Here is a 20,711-nt window from a genome sequence, read left to right as displayed (position 1 = left end):
GCACGTACGTACGACATCGGCTGATCGGCTAGGAGAGACATGAGCGGCAAGGGCGCACCCGTCCTCAGCGTGAAGAACTGCGGCGACCTCCGGGTCGCGGTGATCGCGGCGCAGTGGCACGAGAAGATCATGGACGGTCTCGTCGACGGCGCCCTGCGCGCCCTCGGCGAACTCGGCATCGAAGAGCCGACGCTGCTGCGCGTCCCCGGCAGCTTCGAGCTCCCGGTCGTGGCGAAGGTCCTCGCCGGGCGCGGCTACGATGCCATCGTGGCGCTCGGCGTCGTCATCCGCGGCGGAACGCCGCACTTCGAGTACGTGTGCCAGGGCGTCACCCACGGCCTCACCCAGGTCTCGATCGACACCGGCGTACCCGTCGGATTCGGCGTCCTCACCGTCGACAACGAGGAGCAGGCGCTCGACCGCGCCGGCCTCGAGGGGTCCTCCGAGGACAAGGGCCACGAAGCGGTCACCGCCGCCGTCGCCACGGCCACCACCCTGCGCACGGTCAGCGAGCCCTGGCGCTAGTGACGCGACCCTTACCCCGTACTCTTAGGACCATCATGGCGAACAAAACCTTCGAAGAGCTCTTCACCGAGCTCAAGCTCAAGGCGGAGACCGGCGACCCGGCCACCTCCCGCACCGCGGAACTGGTGGACAAGGGCGTCCATGCCATCGGCAAGAAGGTCGTCGAGGAGGCCGCCGAGGTCTGGATGGCCGCCGAGTACGAGGGCAAGGAAGCGGCCGCCGAGGAGATCTCGCAGCTGCTGTACCACGTCCAGGTGATGATGGTCGCCCGCGGGATCTCGCTCGACGACGTCTACGCCCACCTCTGAGCACCACCCGGAAAACCGGAAAAGCCGCACACCCTCCCCAGAACTCCCAGGCAAAGGAAGCCCACCCCATGCTGCGCATCGCCGTTCCCAACAAGGGTTCCCTCTCCGGACCTGCGTCGGCAATGCTCCATGAGGCCGGCTACCGCCAGCGCAAGGAGTCCAAGGAGCTCGTGGTCATCGACCCCGACAACGAGGTCGAGTTCTTCTACCTGCGGCCGAAGGACATCGCGATCTACGTCGCCTCCGGGAAGCTGGACATCGGCATCACCGGCCGTGACCTGCTCCTGGACTCCGGAGCCAGCGCCGAGGAGATCCTCCCGCTGAACTTCGGCCGCTCCACCTTCCGCTACGCCACCCGCCCCGGCACCGCCAACGGCCCCGAGGACTTCGGCGGCATGACGATCGCCACCTCCTACGAGGGCATCGTCGCCAAGCACCTCGCCGACCAGGGCATCGACGCCTCCGTCGTCCACCTGGACGGCGCCGTCGAGACCGCGATCCAGCTGGGCGTCGCCCAGGTCATCGCGGACGTCGTGGAGACCGGCACCAGCCTGCGCAACGCGGGCCTGGAGGTCATCGGCGAGCCGATCCTGACCTCCGAGGCCGTCGTCGTCCGCCGCCACGGCGCCTCGGACGACCACCCGCAGGTGCAGCAGTTCATGCGCCGCCTCCAGGGCGTCCTGGTCGCCCGCTCGTACGTGATGATGGACTACGACTGCCGGGCCGAGCACCTGGAGCAGGCCGTCGCCCTCACCCCGGGCCTGGAGTCGCCGACCGTCTCCCCGCTGCACAACGAGGGCTGGGTCGCCGTCCGCGCCATGGTCCCCGCCAAGGAGGCGCAGCGGATCATGGACGACCTGTACGAGATCGGCGCCCGCGCCATCCTCACCACCGCCATCCACGCCTGCCGCCTCTGACGACCGGCCCGCACGCCCCCAGGCACCGAGGAACCCGATGTCCCAGACCGCACCGCCCGCCCTCCCGGTCACCTTCCGTCCCGGGCGCACCCGGGCCGTCCTGCTGACCATGAGCGCCGCGATGTTCGTGGTCATCAGCGCCGTCGCGATGATGCTGGAGCGGCTGGGACCGGGGGAGCGCGCCAGCTTCTTCCTCACCGCCGCGCTGTTGTCCGGGGTCCTCGTCCTGCTGAGCCGCCCCAAGGTCGTCGCCGACGACGAGGGCGTCACCGTCGTCAACATCACCAGGACCCGGCGCCTCGCCTGGGCGGAGATCCTCAAGGTGAACCTCCGCCCCGGCGACCCCTGGGTCTTCCTCGACCTCAGCGACGGCACCAGCATGCCGGCGCTCGGCATCCAGCCCGGCATCGCCAAGGAATCGGCGATCCGCGACGCCCGCGCCCTGCGAGCCCTCGCGGAGAGCCACGGAACGGGCTCGGAAACCCTCTGAGACCCCGAGTGCGACCGGGGGAATCCCCGGTCCGTCCCCCATCCGGGGCCGACCCCCTGCCCCTCGGGGCGCCGACGTGATTACTCTGGAGACGGTGGTGCCGAGCGGCACCACCGTCTCGCGTGTGCAGGGCCGCTCCCGCGGCCCGCGAGACCTCCCTTCGACCCGAGGAGTGACTCCCTCCAGCAATGGACGGATCGTCCGGTAGTACCTGCGCCGCCCCCTCCCCGGAGGCGGCGGCATGATCGTCTCCCTGTTGCTGCTCTTCGCGGCCTTCCTCCTGATCCTCGCCAACGGCTTCTTCGTGGCCGCCGAGTTCGGCCTCGTGACCGTCGAGCGCGCCGAGGCCGAGCGGGCCGCGGCCGACGGCGACCGGCGTGCCCGCACCGTCGTCACCGCGCTGCGCGAGCTGTCCTTCCAGCTCTCCGGCACCCAGCTCGGCATCACGATTACCTCGCTGGTCGTCGGCATGCTCGCCGAGCCCGCGCTCGCCGGGCTGCTGCACGGGCCGCTCACCGCGACCGGACTGCCCGAAGGGGCCGTCTCCGGGATCTCGGTGGTGATCGGCATGCTGCTCGCCTCCGCCGTCCAGATGGTGGTCGGCGAGCTCGTCCCGAAGAACTGGGCGGTCTCCCGGCCGCTCCAGGTCGCCCGCTTCGTCGCCACCCCGCAGCGCCGCTTCTCGGCGCTGTTCCGGCCGGTGATCTCCCTGCTCAACCGGGTCGCCAACCGGCTGGTACGGCTCCTGGGCGTCGAGCCCACCGAGGAGCTGGACTCGGTCCGCACCCCCGGCGAGCTCGTCTCCCTGGCCCGGCACTCCGCCCGGGCCGGCGCGCTCGAACAGGACACCGCCGACCTCTTCGTACGGACCCTGACCCTCGGCGGCCTCACCGCCGAGCAGGTCATGACCCCGCGCGTGAAGGTGAGCGCCCTCCAGTGGGACGCCACCGCGGCCGACGTCCTCAACCTCACCCGGGCCACCGGCCTCTCGCGCTTCCCGGTCTACCGCGACCGCATCGACGAGATCGTCGGCATGGTCCACCTCAAGGACGCGCTCGCCGTCGCCCCGCACGCCCGCCTGCGCACCCCCGTCGGCCGGATCGCGGTCCCGCCGCTCCTCGTCCCCGAGACGCTGCCCGCCCAGACGCTCCTGGAGCGGCTGCGCCGGGAGCAGCCGATCGCGGTGGTCGTCGACGAGTACGGCGGCACGGCCGGCGTCGTCACCCTGGAGGACATCGTGGAGGAGCTCGTCGGAGAGGTCCGCGACGAGCACGACACCGCCGCCGACGGGCGGCCCGAGCTGGCCGCGGCACCCGCCGAGGACGGCCGTCCCGCCTGGGAGGCCGACGGCTCCTGCCGGGTCCACACCCTGCGCCGGATAGGCCTCGACGTGCCCGACGGGCCGTACGAGACCGTCGCCGGGCTCGTCGCCGACCTCCTCGGGCGCATCCCGGCCCCCGGGGACCGGGCCGAGCTGCCCGGCTGGCGGCTCTCGGTGCGCCAGGTGGACCGCTACCGCGCCGAGCGGGTACGGATCGTCAGGACGGCCCCCGACGCGGACGCGGTCGGGACGCCGGCCGGGGACCCGGCAGGGACCTCCGTCTCCGACGCGGGCCCGCTCGCCCCGGTCTCCGGCGCGGGCCGGACGGGGACGTCGGTCCCGGGTCCGGAGCCGGTCGGGGTCTCGGCCTCCGGGCCGGGCTCGGGCGCGGCGGACGCCGCTCCGGTCCCCGTTCCCGCGGAGGCGGGCCGATGAGCACCCTGCAACTCCTCTTCGCCGTCCTCCTGGTCCTCGCCAACGGCTTCTTCGTCGGGGCCGAGTTCGCCCTCGTCTCCGTCCGGCGCAGCCAGATCGAGCCGCTCGGGGGCGCCCGGGCCAAGCAGGTCCTGCACGGCCTGGAGAACCTGCCGCAGATGATGGCCGCCGCCCAGTTCGGCATCACCGTCTGCTCCCTGACGCTCGGCGCCGTCGCCGAGCCGACCGTCGCCCACCTCCTCGAACCGGTCTTCCACGCGGTCGGCGTCCCGGAGGGGCTGATCCATCCGCTCGGCTACGTCATCGCCCTCGCCGCGGTCGTCTTCCTCCACCTCGTCATCGGCGAGATGGTCCCGAAGAACCTGGCGATGGCTGACCCCGAGCGCACCGCCCTCTGGCTCGCCCCGGCCCTCGTCGGCTTCGCCCGGCTCTGCCGGCCGGTCACGGCCGCGCTCGGGGCCTGCGCCCGGCTGGTCCTGCGGGCGTTCGAGGTCGAGCCGAAGGACGAGGTGGAGGCGGTCTTCACCAGTGCCCAGCTCGGCCGGCTCGTGGAGGACGCGGGCCAGGCGGGGCTGCTCGACCCGGTCGAGCAGGAGCGCCTGGAGGACGCCCTCGAACTGGGCAGCCGCCCGGTGACGGACGTCCTCATCGCCCCCGCCTCCCTCGTCACGGTCCCGCCGTCGGTCACCCCGCGCGAGATCGAGGAGCTGACCGTCCGGACCGGGTACTCCCGCTTCCCGGTCCGCGCCGAGGGCCGGGCGACCTTCATGGGCTTCGTGCACGTGAAGGACGTCCTCGACCTGGAGGATCGGGAGCGGGCGGTGCCGCAGCGGCTGTGGCGCCCGATGGCGACGCTCCGCGCGGAGCTGCCGCTCGACGACGCCCTCACCGTGATGCGCCGCGCCGCCACCCACCTGGCGCAGGTCGCGGACGGCTCGGGCCGGGTCCTCGGCCTGGTCGCCCTGGAGGACGTCCTGGAGATGCTGGTGGGCGAGGTCCGCGACCCCGCCCACCGCGTCCAGCCGACCCCGGCGCGCACGGGCCGGTGACCGGGGTGCCGGGCCCAGGAGGCCCGGCACCCGGGGAGCTCGGCTCCTCGGAAACCGGGCGCCCCGGGGGCTCGGCTCTCTGGAAGCCCGGTGCCGCCGGGGCCTAGTACCCCGGCGGCTCCTGCTGCGGGCCGCGGTCGACCGGACCGCGGCCCGACAGGACCTCGCCGTACGCCTGCATGAGGTCGGCGAGCCGGAGGGTGGCGAGGTCCTCCCGGCTCAGGGTTCCCGGACATCCGGAGAGCCGCAGGTCCCGGTAGGCGCAGGACTTCTCGTACAGGGTGCGCAGGAAGCGGCCGTTGCCGAGCTCGTCGATCCAGCCCTGGTCGACGACGTGTCCGCTGATCGAGCGGAGCTCGTCGAGGGCCTCCTCGTCCCAGCCGTCCCCGTTGGCCGCCGCGAGGACCTCGCCGATGGCGGTGAGTTCCAGCGGGCGGTACGAGGGGAAGTCGACGCGGGTGGTGAACCGGGAGGACAGACCGGGGTTGGCGCTGAGCAGCCGGTCCATGCCCTCGGGGTAGCCGGCCAGGATGACCACGAGGTGGTCGCGGTTGTCCTCGGCCCGCTTCAGGAGCACCTGGAGGGCCTCGTCCCCGTAGGCGTCGCCCTTGCTGTAGCCGGTGTTGGAGAGCGCGTAGGCCTCGTCGACGAACAGCACGCCGCCGACCGCCGAGTCGATCAGCTCATTGGCCTTGACCGCGGTCTGGCCCAGGAACTCGCCGACCAGGTCGGCCCGTTGGGCCTCCACGAGGTGGTCGCCGCCGAGCAGCCCGAGGGCGTAGAAGACCCGCCCGAGGATGCGGGCGACCGTGGTCTTCCCGGTGCCCGAGGGGCCCGAGAAGACGAAGTGGCGCTTGGGGGGCTGCACCGGAAGGCCCTGCCCGGCCCGCAGCCGTGCCATCTCCAGCTGCGCCGAGAGCGCCTTGACCTGGCGCTTGACCGGTTCGAGCCCGACCATGCCCTCCAGCTCGGCCAGCGCCTCCGCGAGGAGTGCGGGATCGGTGGGCCCGGCCGGGAAGCGCGGCGGCGCCGACCGGCCGGGCAGCGGGGCCTTCTGCCGTACGGTCTCCGGCGGCGCGACGGGGGCGACCGGCGGCACCGGTTCGGGCGCGAGCCGCAGCCCGTCGCCGAGTCCGCCCGCCTCGGGCTCGGCGCCCGGCACGGTGTCCACCGCGTCCTGCCCGAGGCCCCCGCCGAGGGTGCCCGTCGCGACCGTCGCGAGCCCGGCCGGGTCGTCCACCCCGTCGTACCCCTCGAACCCGTCGTACTCGGCGATCGCCGCGAGCCGCGCCGCCGTGTCCATGAAGGCCGGGTCGATCCGGTGCACGGCCCGGTAGAGGGGGAGCGCGGCGGCGCTGCGCCCGGTGCCCTCGTGGGCGCGGGCCAGCCAGTAGCGCAGCTCCTTGCGCTGCGGCTGCTCGCTGCGGCACCGCATCAGCGAGGCCGAGAGGAGCGGCTCGGCCTGGCCGTACATCTCCAGGCGCACCCGGGCCATGCCGCCGAAGAGCCCGGCCTCGATGCCGAGCAGCGGGTCGTCGACGAGGGGCTCGGTGTGCCGGACGAGCTGGTCCCAGTCCTTGACGAGATAGGCGCGGCAGGCGTGCAGGAAGCGGACCTGCGGATCGGCGTCGACCGGGGGGAGGCCCGCGAGGGCCCGGTCGAGCTCCGGCACGTGGCGTCCGTCGAGCCAGTGGGAGGCGTGCGCGAGCAGCAGGTCGCGGGGGCTCTCCAGGACCGGTTGCACCCACCATCCCAGCCAGTACCAGGAGTTGAGGGTGCGACGGTACCGGGTCCGCTGTTCGCCGAAGCGCTCGCGGTTGCGGTACATGCGCAGCAGCGCGGTCGTGGTGTCGGCCCGGAGCGCGTGCAGCCCGAGCCAGGCGTCCGCCATCCCGGGGTCGATCCGTACCGCCGTCCGGAACTCGTCCTCCGCCTGCGGATACGCGCCCATCGTGTAGGCGTCGACTCCGCGCAGCCAGGCGAGCTCGGCCGGGGCCTGCGAGCCCTGCGTGCCGATGTCCATCGGGTCCCCCACAACCGTCATCGCATGGACGGGATTTGACCGCACCTGGGGGCATCGTACCTGCGCAGGGGGTGCGTGCTTAAGGAGAAGCGCATGATCCGCAAGCGGTGACCCTGGGTGAGCGTCAGGGGGCGCGGAGGGGGCGAAGGGGGCGCGAAAAAGACCCCGACAGGGCTTCTGCGGGCAGAACGAAGCCCCCGATCACGGGGGAACAACCGGGGGCTTCGTGTCCGCGGCGGCTCCGAAAAGCCGCACATTCAGAACGTAAGACCTGTACGCCCCGTCGGTCAAGCGAAGTTGAGGCACTTGCGGAAGCGGACCTCGGGCCCCTCAGATCACGGACGCGGAGCCGTCACCGTGCGTGACGATCTGGTGCGTGCCCGCTGTCACGGCGGGCCCGGGAAGCCAGTCGTACCCCTCCCGGCACTCCCGCACCAGGGCGTCGGCGAAGGGTCGGGAGGGGTCCTCGGCGAAATGGCGAGTCTCCGCCACGGTCCAACCGTCCCAGAAGGAGGCCTGCTCCGGACCGTCCCGCCGACGCCCGCGCGCCCAGGAATCCTCGGCACCGCGCTCCATCCACAGCAGCCGCGCCAGGAACGGCCGCACCACCCGCCGGCCGGCGCCGACGCCCTCGACGAGGACCACCGGGGCCGGGGGCAGCGCCCGCGCCTCCCCGAAGCGCCGCAGCCGCCAGTCGTAGGGCCGGTAGGAGGCGGCCCCGCCCCGGGAGAGCGGCTCCAGGACCTGCTCCCGCAGCCGGTCGGTCCACGCGAAGGGCTCCTCGTGCGTGGCGAGGTCGTCGAGGTGGAGGACGGGGGCGTCGCCGAGGGCGGCGGACAGACGGGCCGCCAGGGTGGACTTGCCGGAGCCCGCGTGGCCGTCGACCGCCACCATCCGGACCGGTCCGCAGGAGGGCGGCAGCCGGAGCAGCGCGCGCGCCGCGCGGTCGAGGGCGTTCATGGCCCCAGCGTAGGGGAGCGGGGGACCGCCGCAGGTCAGCGAGGTACCGCCGCCAGTGGTGAAGACCAATATTGGTGCGGCGACGCGAGCCGAAGTGCTGGCGGAGGCCCCGCGGGAGCCGGGATAGTGGGCCCGCGCAGCCCCGTCCCTCCACCGGTGCAGAGGCCGTACGCCCACGCCTCGGCACTTTCGTACGCCCACCGTTCTCGACTGGGGGTCACCGCCCATGACCAGCTCCACCCCACGCAGAACCGTCCTCGCCGCGGCGCTCGCGGCCGCTGCGGGAACGGCCGCCGCCGGCACCGCCACCGCCGCGGACCTCGCGACCGCGGGCCCGACGACCGCAGGCCCCGCCTGCGCCGCCGCCGACTGCGCGGCCGACGGCGCCGGGCGGGGCCACGCCCCCGCCGCCGGACTCGTCGACAACCGCTTCTGGTCCTCGTACACGGACTGGAGGTGCGGCGCGGCGACCGGCACGAAGGCGGTCGCCGGCCTCCGGCCCGGCCTGGTCCTCGACGCCCCCGCCGGGCGCGTCGACTACACCGACCCGCACACCGGCCGCACCTCCGCCTGGGAGTACGCGAGCTGGACCTCGCCCGTCCACACCCCGGCCGTGCCCGCCACCGAGGTCATCGCCTCCTGGAACGCCGCCACACCGCCCGGCACCTGGATCCAGGTCGAACTGTCCGGCACGTACTCCGACGCCACCGCCACCCCCTGGTACGTGCTCGGCCGCTGGGCCTCCGGCGACGGCGACATCCGCCGCACCTCGGTGGACGACCAGACCGACGGCAGGAGCACCGTCTGGACCGACACCTTCGCGATCGACGACGCCGCGAGCGGCCTGCGGCTGCGCTCGTACCGGCTGCGCCTCACCCTCCACCGCACCCCCGGGACCGACCTCACCCCGACCGTCCGGCGGATCGGCGCCATGGCCTCGGACATCCCGGACCGCTTCACCGTCCCGGCCTCCGCGCCGGGCCTCGACCACGAGCTCGCCGTCCCGCGCTACTCCCAGAACACCCACGTCGGCCAGTACCCCGAGTACGACAACGGCGGCGAGGCCTGGTGCAGCCCGACCTCCTCCCAGATGATCGTCGAGTACTGGGGACGGCGGCCCACGGCCGAGCAGCTGGCCTGGGTGAACCCGTCCTTCGCCGACCCGCAGGTCTGCCACGCCGCCCGCTTCACCTACGACCACCAGTACCAGGGCTGCGGCAACTGGCCCTTCAACGCCGCCTACGCGGCCACCTACCCCGACATGAACGCCGTGGTCACCCGGCTGCGCTCGCTCACGGAACTCGAATCCCTGGTCCGCGTCGGCATCCCGGCCATCACGTCCCAGTCCTTCCGCAAGGAGGAGCTGACCGGAGCCGGCTACGGCACCTCGGGCCACCTGATGACCGTCATCGGCTTCACGGCGGACGGCGACGTCATCGCCAACGACCCCGCCTCCCCCACCAACGAGGCCGTCCGCCGGGTCTACCGGCGGCACGAGTGGGAGAACATCTGGCTCCGCACCAAGCGGTACAACGCGAGCGGGAAAGTGGTGTCCGGCACAGGCGGGGTCTGCTACCTCTACTTCCCCGACCGGCCCCCGGCCGCCCAGCGCAAGGCGCTGGAGGCCCTCGGCATCGGCTGAGGCGGCTCGGTGGCCCCGGGGGACGTGACCGACGTCTCTACCCCCGGGCCGCCCCCGTGGCGCAAGGTGGTCGGCATGACCTCCACCACCCTCCCCCGCCTCCTCCTCCGCGCACGGACGGGCGGCCCCCGCGAGGACGGCCCCAAGATCCTGGAGCACGTCCTCGGCTGGACCCTGGTCCTCCTGCTCGCCGTCCTCGTCACCCGGGCGGGCCTCATGTGAGGCGGTCACGGCCCCCGGGCGTCCGCGGGGTCCCGTGGGCACGGCAGCCGTGTGCATTCCCGGCGTCCGTGTGATGCTCCGGGGCGGAGCGGGCATACTCCCCGCGATCTCGGCACTCCGCGCGCGCCCGCGCGCCCGGCAGGGAGGAGCGTCCGGCCGTGACCGACAGCACCGCGGACGGTGTGGAGCGCCGACTGCCCACCGACGAGGCCCGGGAACTGCTCTCCCTGGTGCGCGACATCGCCCGGCGTGAGATCGCCCCGCACGCCGCCGAGGAGGAGGCCGCCGGCCGCTTCCCGCGCGAGCTGTTCGCGCTGCTCTCCCGCTCCGGGCTGCTCGGACTGCCGTACGACCCCGAGTACGGCGGGGGCGGTCAGCCGTACGAGGTCTACCTCCAGGTCCTGGAGGAGCTCGCCGCCGCCCGGCTCACCGTCGGCCTCGGAGTGAGCGTCCACACCCTGTCCTGCCACGCGCTCGCGGGCCACGGCACCGACGGGCAGCGGGCCGCGCACCTGCCCGCGATGCTGGGCGGCGGCCTCCTCGGCGCGTACTGCCTCTCCGAGCCCTCCGCCGGATCGGACGCGGCGGCCCTGCGGACCCGTGCGGTCCGGGACGGTGAGGCCTGGGTCGTCGACGGCACCAAGGCCTGGATCACCCACGGCGGGATCGCGGACTTCTACACGGTCATGGCCCGCACCGGCGGGCCGGGCGCGCGGGGCGTCACCGCCTTCCTGGTCCCGGGGGACGCGCCGGGGCTGAGCGCCGCCCCTCCCGAGCGGAAGATGGGCATGAAGGGCTCTCCCACCGCGCAGCTCCACCTCGACGGGGTGCGGATCGCCGACGACCGGCGGCTGGGCGGAGAAGGGCAGGGCTTCGCGATCGCCCTGGACGCCCTGGACTCGGGGCGGCTCGGCATCGCCGCCTGCGCCGTGGGGCTGGCCCAGGCGGCCCTGGACGAGGCCGTGGCGTACGCGCGGGAGCGCCGCCAGTTCGGCCGGCCGATCGCGGACTTCCAGGGGCTCCGCTTCCTGCTGGCCGACATGGCGACCCGGATCGAGGCGGGCCGGGCGCTGTACCTGGAGGCGGCGCGGCTCCGGGACGAGGGGCGGCCCTTCGGCCTGCGCGCGGCGATGGCCAAGCTCTTCTGCACGGACGCCGCCATGCGGGTCACGACGGACGCGGTGCAGGTGCTCGGCGGCTACGGCTACACGGCGGACTTCCCCGTGGAGCGGTATCTGCGCGAGGCGAAGATGCTCCAGATCGTCGAGGGGACCAATCAGATCCAGCGCGTGGTCATCGCCCGCCACCTGGTCGGACCAGAGTCCCGCTGACGCGCACGGTGCGGTCCGCCCAGACCGGTCCGGCGGCGAGCCTGGCCCACTCCTGGTCGCGGTGGCCGGGCAGGGTGCGGCCCTGGCTGGCCCAGAGGGAGAGCACGTCCCGGTAGATGGGCGGGTCGGCGGGGACGGGGGGCTTCACCTGTGCCTGTCCCCGCGTCGGTACGGGGGCGGGGGTGGGCGCGGGGATCTGGGCCGGCATGGGCACGGAGACCGGGGCGGGCACGGGGGCCTGCGCGGGTGCCGGGAAGGGCGCCGGGGCCGGTGCGGGCTCCGTCGGCGGCAACTGAGGAACCGATTCTTCACCGCGCGGCTCGGCCTGTCGGTGCCGACCGTAACCGCTGGGAGTGGTGTACAGCGTGGTCATGCCCGGACCAACGCGCCCCGGCGGCCGGGGTCACCGCCGAGCGGATTCGAGCGGCAGTTCGCCCGGTACCCGGTGCACGACTCTGGCCCCCCGGAAGTGAGCTGACGTACCGTCAGGTCCCATTCGCCGCTCAGGAGGTCAGCCGTGGACGACGACCGGCCCGTCGCGCTCGACGAATACCCCGTGCACCAGGCACCGCTCTCGATGAAGCACCACGTCAGCGGCGACCGGAACGCCTACGACCGGTGCATCTTCCACGTCTTCGACCACGCGGGCCGGGCCCTGCTCGTCGCCGGCCTCGGCGTCTACCCCAACACCGGGGTCGTCGACGCCTACGCCACCCTGCGCACCGGAGACCGGCTGCACGCCGTCCGCGCCTCCGACGCCCTCGGCGACGACCGGATGAACCTCTCCGTCGGCCCGCTGGCCATCACCGTCGACACACCCCTCAAGCGCCTCTCCCTGCACTGCGCGGCCGACCCCGACGACCCCGACGGGCTCTCCTTCGACCTCACCTGGACCGGCGACTTCCCCGCCGTCTGGGAACCCCACCACACCCAGCGCCACGGCGGCCGGCTCACCCTCGAAGGCCGCCGCTTCGTCCAGGCCGGACACTGCGCGGGCACCATCAGGGCGGGCGGCGAGGAGTTCGCCGTCACGGCGGGGGAGTGGACCGGTACCCGCGACCGCAGCTGGGGCGTCCGCCCCCTCCCCGGCGAGGAGCCCGGCCGCGCCGCCGAGTTCCGCCCCGAGGGCTTCCACTGGCTCTGGATCCCGATGCGCTTCGAGGACCGCTTCCTCATGGTCGTCGCCCAGGAGGACGCCGACGGCTACCGCACCCTCAACGAGGCCCTGCTCGTGCGCGAGGGCCGTCGCGACGTGCAGCTCGGCTGGCCCCGCACCGAGATCACGTACCGCCCCGGCACCCGCCACCCCGAGCGGGCCGCCGTCCACCTCACCGACCCGGCCGGAAAGCCGCTGGAGATCGGCGTCGAGATCCTCGCCTCCTCGCCGCTCGCCGTCGGCGCCGGCTATCCGCCCGCCACCGACTGGCAGCACGGATCCTGGCGGGGGCGCGGCTGGACCGACCGCCGCGTCTACGACCTCTCCGACCCCGCCGCCCACCCCGTGGCCGCCTACGGCGTCACCGACCACGCCGCCCGCTTCACCCTCGACGGCCGCACCGGTCACGGCATCTTCGAGCACGGCTCCTTCGGCCGTCACGATCCCAGCGGCTTCGCCGACCACACCTCGACGGCTTCCTGAGGAGGCTCACGTGGCAGCGCCCCGCCCCCGCACCACCACCCGCGACCCCGAGGAGCTCGGCCGGCGGCTCACCGCCTGGCTGGACCGGCACCTGCCCGGAGCCGGGGTCACCGGCCTCACCGTCCCCGGCTCCAACGGCATGTCCAGCGAGACCCTGCTCTTCGACCTCGACCACCCGGACGCCCCCGTGCGCGGCTGCGCCCTGCGGCTCGCCGCCGACCCCGCCGCGTACACCGTCTTCCCCGTCTACGACATGGCGCGCCAGCACCGGGTGATGCGCCTCGTCGGCGCGCACACCGACGTCCCCGTGCCGCGCGTGCTCTGGCTGGAGGAGGACCCGGAACCGCTCGGCGCCCCCTTCTTCGTGATGGCCCGCGCCGAGGGCCGCGTCCCGCCGGACGTCATGCCCTACACGTACGAGGGGAACTGGCTGCACGCCGCCACGGACGCCGAGCGCGACCGCCTGGAGGCCGGGACCGTCTCCGTACTGGCCAGGCTGCACGACCGGTTCCCCGCGGAGGAGGCCGAGTTCCTGCTGCCCGAAGGCGCCGGGAGCCCGCTGCGCCGGCACGTCGACGCCCAACGCGCCTACTACGCGTGGGTCGTGGAGGGCCTCGCGCCCTCGCCGCTCATCGAGTCGGCCTTCGCCCGGCTGGAGGAGCTCTGGCCGGCCGACGAGGGGCCCGCCGTCCTCTGCTGGGGCGACGCCCGCATCGGGAACATCGTCTACGACGGGTTCACGCCCGCCGCCGTCCTCGACTGGGAGATGGCGGCGTACGCCCCCCGCGAGGTCGACCTCGGCTGGACCGTCTATCTGCACCGCTTCTTCCAGGACCTGACCGTCGGCTTCGGCCAGCCCGGGCTGCCGGGGTTCCTGCGGCGCGACGCGGTCGAGCGGCGGTACGCGGAACTGACCGGCCACACCCCGCGCGACATGGAGTTCCACACGCTCTACGCGGCGCTGCGGCACGCGATCGTGATGCTCAGGATCGCGTACCGCCAGGCCCACTTCGGCGAGGTCGAGGTGCCCGGTGACCCGGACGGCCTGATCCTGCACCGCGCCACGCTCGCGGCGATGGTGCGGGGAGGCTACTGGTAGTCGACCGGCTCAGGCCGCGCGCCGCATCTGCGGCACCCGGATCGGACGCGAGCCCGGACCGCCGACGTGCGAGAAGGGCTGCGTGCGCCAGTCGAGTCCCTGGGGGAGCGTCAGGAGCAGTGCGGTGTCCTGCTCCTGGACCCCCAGGACGTCGTCGGCGGGGCGGGCGTCGGCGGCCGAGAGGCCCGTGCCCGGGCAGACCGTCAGGACGAAGGGGTTCCACGGCGTCGGGCAGAGCGCGTGCTCCGGCAGCGCGTCCTCGTCCGCGAGCAGCGCGATGGGCTGCACGCACTCCGGGCAGACGACCCGGAACATCTCAAAGGTGTCGTACGCGTCGAGCTCGTCGGACGTGTCGACCGATTCAACAGGCTCCTGCATTGGGAATCTCCCCCTCGGCTGGGTCGGCCGGATCCGTACGGCCTCGACCACAGCAAGCACTTCCCATGCAGAACTCCGCATAACCGTGAGGCGACGCTCCGGGCCGGACGCAAACCTGTGGCGTTCGTCACATGCCCGTCGCAGGTGCCCCGTGACGCCCCATAGCGCCCCATACGGGTCGCCCCCGGCCGTGCCCCCGCCCGCGCGGAGCAATAGGGTCACCGCATGGAGGAGCTGGATCGTCAGATCGTGGAGTTGCTCGTCAAGGACGGGCGCATGAGCTACACCGACCTGGGCAAGGCCACGGGCCTGTCCACGTCGGCGGTGCATCAGCGCGTCCGCCGACTGGAGCAGCGCGGTGTCATCCGCGGCTACGCCGCCGTCGTCGACCCGGAGGCCGTGGGCCTGCCGCTCACCGCGTTCATCTCGGTCAAACCCTTCGACCCCAGCGCCCCCGACGACACCCCCGACCGGCTCGCCGACATCCCGGAGATCGAGGCCTGCCACAGCGTGGCGGGCGACGAGAACTACATCCTCAAGGTCCGCGTCGCCACCCCGCTGGAGCTGGAGCACCTGCTCACCCGCATCCGCTCCCAGGCCGGGGTCTCCAGCCGCACGACCGTCGTCCTGTCCACCCCGTACGAGGCCAGGCCGCCGCGCATCTGACGCCCGGGGCCGCCGTTCGGGCCCTCCGGGGGGCCTGCCGGACGAACCGGGTCCCGGCAGGTCCTAGCCTGGTGCCATGAGCGAGTCCATGCCTCCTGCGTCCGTCGGCGAACACCGCACCGTGCTGCTGCGCGGCGGAGAAGTCCACAGCCCCGCCGACCCCTTCGCCACCGCCATGGTGGTGGAGCGCGGTCACGTCGCCTGGGTGGGCTCGGAGGGTGCCGCCGACGCCTTCGCGTCCGGCGTGGACGAGGTCGTCGACCTGGAGGGCGCGCTCGTCACCCCGGCGTTCGTCGACGCGCACGTGCACACCACCGCCACCGGGTTCGCCCTCACGGGGCTCGACCTGTCCTCCGCCGCCTCCCTCGCCGAGGCCGCGGACCTGGTCCGGGCGCACGCCGCCGCCCGCCCCGAGGACCGCATCCTCATCGGCCACGGCTGGGACGCCTCCCGCTGGCCCGAGCGCCGCCCGCTCACCCGCGCCGAGCTCGACGGGCTCACCGGCGGACGCCCGCTCTACCTGACCCGGATCGACGTCCACTCGGCCGTCGTCACGACCGCCCTCCTCGACCTCGTGCCCGGCGTCCGGGACCTGGACGGCTTCCACGACGGGCAGCGCCCGCTCACCGGCGACGCCCACCACGCCGTGCGCGCGGCCGCCTTCGCCGCCGTCTCCCCGCTCCAGCGCACCGAGGCGCAGCGCGCCGCCCGGCTGCGGGCCGCCTCCCTCGGCATCGGCACCCTGCACGAGTGCGGCGGCCCGCGGATCTCCTCCGAGGAGGACTTCACCGGGCTCCTGGACCTCGCGCGCGAGGAGGCCGGGCCCCGGGTCGTGGGCTACTGGGCCGACCTCGACGTCGAGCGGGCGAGGGCCCTGGGCGCCCTCGGTGCGGCCGGCGACCTGTTCGCCGACGGTTCCCTCGGCTCCCACACGGCCTGCCTCCACGAGCCCTACGCCGACCGCGCGGGGCACAGCGGCTCGGCCCACCTGGACGCGGCCGCCATCGCCCTGCACGTCGTCGCCTGCACCGAGACGGGCCTCCAGGCCGGTTTCCACGCCATCGGGGACGCGGCGGTGACCGCGGTCGTCGAGGGCGTCAGGGCCGCCGCCGAGAAGCTCGGCCCGGCCCGGATCCGCGCCGCCCGGCACCGCGTCGAGCACGTCGAGATGCTCACCCCCGAGACGATCGCCGCCTTCGCCGAGCTGGGCCTCACCGCCTCGGTCCAGCCCGCCTTCGACGCCCTCTGGGGCGGCGAGGAGGGCATGTACGCCGACCGGCTCGGCGCCGAGCGGGCCCGCACCCTCAACCCGTACGCCGCGCTGCTGCGCGCCGGGGTGCCGTTGGCCTTCGGCTCCGACAGCCCGGTCACCCCGCTCGACCCGTGGGGCGCCGTCCGGGCCGCCGCCTTCCACCGGACCCCCGAGCACCGGATCTCCGCCCGGGCCGCCTTCACCGCCCACACCCGGGGCGGCTGGCGGGCCGTGGGCCGGGACGACGCCGGGACGCTGGTCCCCGGCGCCCCCGCCGACTACGCGGTCTGGCGCACCGAGGAGCTCGTCGTCCAGGCGCCCGACGACCGGGTCGCCCGCTGGTCCACCGACCCGCGCTCCGGGACGCCCGGTCTGCCCGATCTGTCGCCCGGTGTCGACCTTCCCGTCTGTCTGCGGACGGTGGTGCACGGCCAGACGGTGTTCGTACGGCCGAACGACTGATATGGGGGCATTTCGGACCCGTACCGCCGTCCCGCACGCTTGTCCCCGACCTGCGGATTCTCCCCTCCGGCCTGGCCTTTCCAGGGGGCTCCGCAGGTCAAGTCGGTATTGACAGTCGCCCGCCAGGGGCGGGTAGGTTCACCGCGTCCACCACAGGACGTCCGACCGGACCGCACCCCACGCCGTAGCCGAACGCCGCCCGCGCCTCGGCCGCGAGGGAAGGTTCCTCCGGCGGAAGGTGCGACCCGGGTGGGGCCCGGACGTTCAGTAGACAACGGCTCTCGGTCGACCCGCAGCCAGCGGATCCCAGGTCGGACCGAAGGACGCCGGGCCCCGCACCGCACGTCACCCGTCCCGCTCGACCCGCCGCGCCGGAGCACTCCGAGGACCTCGCTATGGTGGGGATCCGCGTATGTATCCGAAGGGGCAGTAGTGAACGACGGTGGCCAGAGGCGTTACGGCCCGCTCGGCAAGGCCTTGGTGATCATTCCGACCTACAACGAGGCGGAGAACATCAAGCCGATCGTCGCGCGGGTGCGGGAGGCCGTACCCGAGGCGCACGTTCTCGTCGCCGACGACAACAGCCCCGACGGCACGGGCAAGTTCGCGGACGAGATCGCGTCCGACGACGACCACGTGCACGTCCTGCACCGCAAGGGCAAGGAGGGGCTCGGCGCCGCCTACCTCGCCGGTTTCCGGTGGGGCATCGAGCACGGCTACGACGTCCTCGTCGAGATGGACGCCGACGGCTCCCACCAGCCCGAGGAGCTCCCGCGCCTGCTCACCGCCCTCAAGGGCGCGGACCTGGTCCTCGGCTCCCGCTGGGTGCCGGGCGGCCGGATCGTGAACTGGCCGAAGTCCCGCGAGTTCATCTCCCGGGGCGGCAGCCTCTACTCGCGCGTGATGCTCGACGTGCCGATCCGTGACGTCACCGGCGGCTACCGGGCCTTCCGCAAGGAGACCCTGGAGGGCCTGGGCCTGGACGACGTGGCCTCGGCGGGCTACTGCTTCCAGGTCGACCTGGCCCGCCGCGCGGTCGCCGCCGGCTTCCACGTCGTCGAGGTCCCGATCACCTTCGTCGAGCGCGAGGTCGGCGACTCGAAGATGAGCCGCAACATCGTCGTCGAGGCGCTGTGGCGGGTCACCGGCTGGGGCCTGACGGCGCGGGCGGAGAAGGTCGGCAGGCTGCTGGGCCGCAAGCCCTCCTGACGTCCGCACTGATCCCTTCCTTACGACGTTCCGGCGGGGCGCCAGGCACACTGGGGTCCATGACGACCGGCGCACCGCCTCCCCTCGCACCCAAGCGCTCACGCGCGCGTACGTTTCTTCCGCTCGGCGTCGCCGCCTGGCTGGTCCTGGAGATCTGGCTGCTCACGGTGGTGGCGGACGCGGCGGGCGGACCGGCCGTCCTCGCCCTGCTCGTCGGCGGCGCCGTGCTCGGCGCCGCCGTCGTCAAGCGGGCGGGCCGACGCGCCTTCCGCAACCTCACCTCGACCTTCCAGCAGGCCCAGGCGGCCGCGCGGAGCGGCGTGGCACCCTCGCCCGCCGACCGGGCCGGGTCGGACGACCGCAACGGCTTCCTGATGCTCGGCGGGCTGCTCCTGATGATCCCCGGCCTCCTCTCGGACGCCGCCGGGCTGCTCCTGCTGATCCCGCAGGTCCGCTCGTTCCTCGGACGGTACGCCGAGAAGGCCGTGGAGCGCCGGATGGCCGCCCCCTCCCTCGGCGGCCTCCAGGACGCCTTCCAGCAGGCCCGCATCCACCGGCCGGACGGGAAGGTGGTCCAGGGCGAGGTCGTCCGCGAGGGCGCTCCCCAGGGGCCCGGTCGCCCCGAGGAGCCCCGCCCGCCCCTGACGCCCTGACCGGACCCCCTCGGGGGCACGGCGACGCCGCGGGGCCCGGTACACACATCGTGTACCGGGCCCCGCGGCGTCGTGTTGCTGCGGCGGTCCGCTAGGCGGACTTGCGGCTGTCGCGCGGATGCACCGCGATGTTCATGGCGCCGGAGCGCAGAACGGCCAGCCTTTCGGCGAGGACCTCCTCCAGCTCCTCGCGGGTACGCCGCTCCATGAGCATGTCCCAGTGCGTACGCGCAGGCTTGCCCTTCTTCTCCTCGGGTCCGTCCCCGTCCACCAGGAGTGCCTGGATTCCGCAGACCTTGCACTCCCACTCCGGCGGAATCTCCGCCTCGACCGAGAAGGGCATCTCAAAACGATGTCCCTTCTCGCATGCGTACTCCACCGCCTGGCGCGGGGCCAGATCGATGCCGCGGTCGGTCTCGTAGCTCGTCACCACGAGGCGCGTGCCGCGAAGAGCTCGCTCACTCATGAATCGTGCCTCCCGGGCTTGTCGCCCACAGGACAGGTGTCGCTGTCGTCGTTATCCGGTCAACGTCCGGTCGGCGGTAAAGATTCCCGTGCCGGGTCATGCGTCGCCCGTCGTGCCGCCCCTTGTTGTACCCACCAGTGCCCGTTTTGTCACATCCGACGGCAGATGTGACCCGGTGTCTTCACCAAAGCAGCACGCAGTAACGGTCCGCCTGGCAGGCCAAACGCGTACACTACCGCCCTTTCATCGCCACGTCTAAATACGCTCGGGTATCGGGTTCCCCGCGGCCTCCACCGCACGCCTGACCGGGACCCGGGCGAGCAGCGCGAAGCCGACGGCGAAGAAGATCACCAGGGAGATGATGGCATCCCGGTAGCTTCCGGTCAGCTGATACGCGAGACCGAACACGAGCGGACCCAGCCAACTGAGCCCCCGGTCGCTCATCTCGTACGCCGAGAAGTACTCCGCCTCCTTGCCGCGCGGCACCAGGTGCGAGAACAGCGAGCGCGACAGGGCCTGGCTGCCGCCCAGGACCAGCCCGATCGCGGCCGCCAGACAGAAGAAGAGGACCGGCGAGCCGGCCGGCAGGAAGTACCCCGCCGCCAGGATCAGCGTCCAGACCGCCAGCGAGGCCAGAATCGTCCGCTTGGCGCCGTGCGACCGGGCGAGTCGCCCCATCCCGAGGGCGCCCGCCACCGCGAGCACCTGGACGAGCAGGACCGCCGTGATGAGCGTCGTCTGGTCGAGGTCCAGCTCCTCCGAGCCGTAGACCGAGGCCTGCGAGATCACCGTCTGCACGCCGTCGTTGTAGACGAGGTACGCGAGGAGGAAGGAGAGCGTCAGCGGATGCCGGCGCATGTCCCTCAGCGTGGCCCGCAGCTGGCTCCAGCTGCCGCCGACCGAGCCCCCGCCGGGCCGTCCGGCCCCCTCCGGGCGGACCCGCCGGTCGCGCAGCCGGCGCAGCGGCACCACCGTGAAGGCGCCCCACCACACCCCGGCCGAGGCCAGGCAGATCCGGACCGCCTCGCCCTCCGTGAGCCCGAAGGAGTCGTGCCCCGAGTAGAGGACCAGGTTCAGGGCGAGGACCAGCGCGCCGGACGTGTAGCCGAAGGCCCAGCCGCGCGAGGAGACCGCGTCCCGCTCGTCCGGCTCCGCGATCTGCGGCAGGTAGGCGTTGTAGAGCACCATCGAGATCGACAGCGAGGCGTTCGCCACGATCAGCAGGAACGTGCCGAGGAGGTAGCGCTCGCCCGCCAGGAAGAACATCCCCGCCGTCGCCGCCGCCCCCAGGTACGCCGACGCCGCGAGCAGCGGCTTCTTCCGGCCCGTGCGGTCCGCCGCCGCGCCCACCACCGGCATCGCCAGGACCGCGACCACGATCGAGGCGGACACGGCGTACGCGAAGAGCGAGCCCGCCCGCACCGGGACGCCCAGCGGGTGCACGAACCCCTCGGCGTCGGCCGCCACCCGGGCCACCGAGGTCAGGTAGGGGCCGAGGAACACGGTGAGCACGCTCGTCGAGTAGACCGAGCACGCGAAGTCGTAGAAGTACCAGCCCCGCTGCTCGCGCCGCCGTTCGGCGGGACCGGCGGCGTACTCCTCCGGCTCGGTGGTGTCAGCGGTCACGGCCGCGTCCTCCTCGTTCGTCCCCCTGGCCGGGGCGC

General features: G+C 73.5%; 21 protein-coding genes. 15 read left to right on the top strand and 6 right to left on the bottom strand.

All coding sequences use genetic code 11. The annotated features are described in order from the left end of the window. Positions 1–39: 39 nt before the first annotated feature. From ribH to ACZ66Z_RS29015, 6 genes are all read left to right on the top strand, one after another. On the top strand, positions 40–525 hold the full coding sequence (gene ribH / locus ACZ66Z_RS29040; RefSeq protein ID WP_382548142.1) for a 6,7-dimethyl-8-ribityllumazine synthase: 486 nt from the start codon (positions 40–42) through the stop codon (positions 523–525). Between the two features lie 35 nt (positions 526–560). Next, complete coding sequence (locus ACZ66Z_RS29035) at positions 561–833, top strand: phosphoribosyl-ATP diphosphatase (protein WP_267042520.1); 273 nt, start codon at positions 561–563, stop codon at positions 831–833. A gap of 68 nt (positions 834–901) precedes the next feature. After that, the gene (hisG, locus tag ACZ66Z_RS29030) at positions 902–1,750 is read left to right on the top strand and encodes an ATP phosphoribosyltransferase (protein ID WP_469938320.1); all 849 of its coding nucleotides are present in this window, start codon (positions 902–904) and stop codon (positions 1,748–1,750) included. Between the two features lie 37 nt (positions 1,751–1,787). After that, positions 1,788–2,240 carry a PH domain-containing protein gene (locus tag ACZ66Z_RS29025; RefSeq protein WP_469938319.1) on the top strand — a complete coding sequence of 151 codons (453 nt, stop codon included), beginning with the start codon at positions 1,788–1,790 and terminating at the stop codon, positions 2,238–2,240. Between the two features lie 241 nt (positions 2,241–2,481). Further along, positions 2,482–3,996, top strand: coding sequence for a hemolysin family protein (locus ACZ66Z_RS29020; protein ID WP_469938318.1), 1,515 nt, complete (start codon positions 2,482–2,484; stop codon positions 3,994–3,996). Further along, entirely contained in the window at positions 3,993–5,045 is a 1,053-nt protein-coding gene (locus tag ACZ66Z_RS29015) for a hemolysin family protein (protein ID WP_469938317.1), read from the top strand. Before ACZ66Z_RS29020 ends, ACZ66Z_RS29015 begins: the two co-directional genes overlap by 4 nt. A gap of 103 nt (positions 5,046–5,148) precedes the next feature. Here ACZ66Z_RS29015 and ACZ66Z_RS29010 read toward each other — a convergent pair whose 3' ends face one another. Beyond that, positions 5,149–7,068 (bottom strand): AAA family ATPase, encoded by a 1,920-nt coding sequence (locus ACZ66Z_RS29010; protein ID WP_469938382.1) that lies wholly within the window; start codon positions 7,066–7,068, stop codon positions 5,149–5,151. A 330-nt stretch (positions 7,069–7,398) separates the two neighbouring features. Further along, the gene (locus tag ACZ66Z_RS29005) at positions 7,399–8,028 is read right to left on the bottom strand and encodes a uridine kinase family protein (protein ID WP_469938316.1); all 630 of its coding nucleotides are present in this window, start codon (positions 8,026–8,028) and stop codon (positions 7,399–7,401) included. 226 nt (positions 8,029–8,254) lie between these two features. On the opposite strand from ACZ66Z_RS29005, the gene ACZ66Z_RS29000 reads away from it, so the two are divergent. From ACZ66Z_RS29000 to ACZ66Z_RS28990, 3 genes are all read left to right on the top strand, one after another. Further along, positions 8,255–9,670: a peptidase C39 family protein gene (locus ACZ66Z_RS29000; RefSeq protein WP_469938315.1), complete on the top strand. Its 1,416-nt coding sequence runs from the start codon at positions 8,255–8,257 to the stop codon at positions 9,668–9,670. Positions 9,671–9,745: 75 nt separating this feature from the next. Next, positions 9,746–9,892, top strand: a complete 147-nt coding sequence (locus tag ACZ66Z_RS28995) for an SCO1431 family membrane protein (RefSeq protein ID WP_469938314.1) — start codon at positions 9,746–9,748, stop codon at positions 9,890–9,892. Positions 9,893–10,050: 158 nt separating this feature from the next. Further along, entirely contained in the window at positions 10,051–11,223 is a 1,173-nt protein-coding gene (locus ACZ66Z_RS28990; protein ID WP_469938313.1) for an acyl-CoA dehydrogenase family protein, read from the top strand. Here ACZ66Z_RS28990 and ACZ66Z_RS28985 read toward each other — a convergent pair. Then, complete coding sequence (locus ACZ66Z_RS28985; protein ID WP_469938312.1) at positions 11,186–11,596, bottom strand: hypothetical protein; 411 nt, start codon at positions 11,594–11,596, stop codon at positions 11,186–11,188. The two genes, ACZ66Z_RS28990 and ACZ66Z_RS28985, sit on opposite strands and share 38 nt — an antisense overlap. Positions 11,597–11,800: 204 nt before the next feature. Here ACZ66Z_RS28985 and ACZ66Z_RS28980 point away from each other — a divergent pair, with 204 nt between their 5' ends. Both ACZ66Z_RS28980 and ACZ66Z_RS28975 read left to right on the top strand, forming a co-directional pair. Beyond that, positions 11,801–12,862, top strand: coding sequence for an Rv3169 family protein (locus tag ACZ66Z_RS28980; RefSeq protein WP_469938381.1), 1,062 nt, complete (start codon positions 11,801–11,803; stop codon positions 12,860–12,862). 10 nt (positions 12,863–12,872) lie between these two features. Then, positions 12,873–13,961 carry a phosphotransferase family protein gene (locus tag ACZ66Z_RS28975; protein WP_469938311.1) on the top strand — a complete coding sequence of 363 codons (1,089 nt, stop codon included), beginning with the start codon at positions 12,873–12,875 and terminating at the stop codon, positions 13,959–13,961. A gap of 9 nt (positions 13,962–13,970) precedes the next feature. Here the strand turns inward: ACZ66Z_RS28975 and ACZ66Z_RS28970 are convergent, their stop codons facing one another. Continuing rightward, positions 13,971–14,339 carry a hypothetical protein gene (locus ACZ66Z_RS28970; protein ID WP_469938310.1) on the bottom strand — a complete coding sequence of 123 codons (369 nt, stop codon included), beginning with the start codon at positions 14,337–14,339 and terminating at the stop codon, positions 13,971–13,973. A 225-nt stretch (positions 14,340–14,564) separates the two neighbouring features. On the opposite strand from ACZ66Z_RS28970, the gene ACZ66Z_RS28965 reads away from it, so the two are divergent. The 4 genes from ACZ66Z_RS28965 (at position 14,565) to fxsA (ending at position 18,581) form a co-directional block, all read left to right on the top strand. Continuing rightward, positions 14,565–15,005 carry an Lrp/AsnC family transcriptional regulator gene (locus ACZ66Z_RS28965; protein ID WP_030691308.1) on the top strand — a complete coding sequence of 147 codons (441 nt, stop codon included), beginning with the start codon at positions 14,565–14,567 and terminating at the stop codon, positions 15,003–15,005. A 76-nt stretch (positions 15,006–15,081) separates the two neighbouring features. After that, a complete protein-coding gene (locus ACZ66Z_RS28960) occupies positions 15,082–16,719 on the top strand; it encodes an amidohydrolase (RefSeq protein ID WP_469938309.1) in 1,638 nt (545 codons plus the stop codon). A 432-nt stretch (positions 16,720–17,151) separates the two neighbouring features. Next, positions 17,152–17,928 carry a polyprenol monophosphomannose synthase gene (locus tag ACZ66Z_RS28955; protein ID WP_469938308.1) on the top strand — a complete coding sequence of 259 codons (777 nt, stop codon included), beginning with the start codon at positions 17,152–17,154 and terminating at the stop codon, positions 17,926–17,928. Positions 17,929–17,987: 59 nt separating this feature from the next. Continuing rightward, positions 17,988–18,581 (top strand): FxsA family membrane protein, encoded by a 594-nt coding sequence (fxsA, locus tag ACZ66Z_RS28950; protein ID WP_469938307.1) that lies wholly within the window; start codon positions 17,988–17,990, stop codon positions 18,579–18,581. Between the two features lie 91 nt (positions 18,582–18,672). On the opposite strand, the gene ACZ66Z_RS28945 is transcribed toward fxsA, so the two are convergent. Next, complete coding sequence (locus ACZ66Z_RS28945; RefSeq protein ID WP_015032218.1) at positions 18,673–19,047, bottom strand: RNA polymerase-binding protein RbpA; 375 nt, start codon at positions 19,045–19,047, stop codon at positions 18,673–18,675. A gap of 255 nt (positions 19,048–19,302) precedes the next feature. Continuing rightward, a complete protein-coding gene (locus ACZ66Z_RS28940) occupies positions 19,303–20,673 on the bottom strand; it encodes an MFS transporter (protein ID WP_469938306.1) in 1,371 nt (456 codons plus the stop codon). Between the last annotated feature and the right edge of the window lie 38 nt (positions 20,674–20,711).

The sequence above is a fragment of the Streptomyces sp. NPDC107498 genome (assembly GCF_055582805.1).
Note: the sequence above shows the minus strand (reverse complement) of the source record. Positions and strands in the feature narration are given on the sequence as shown.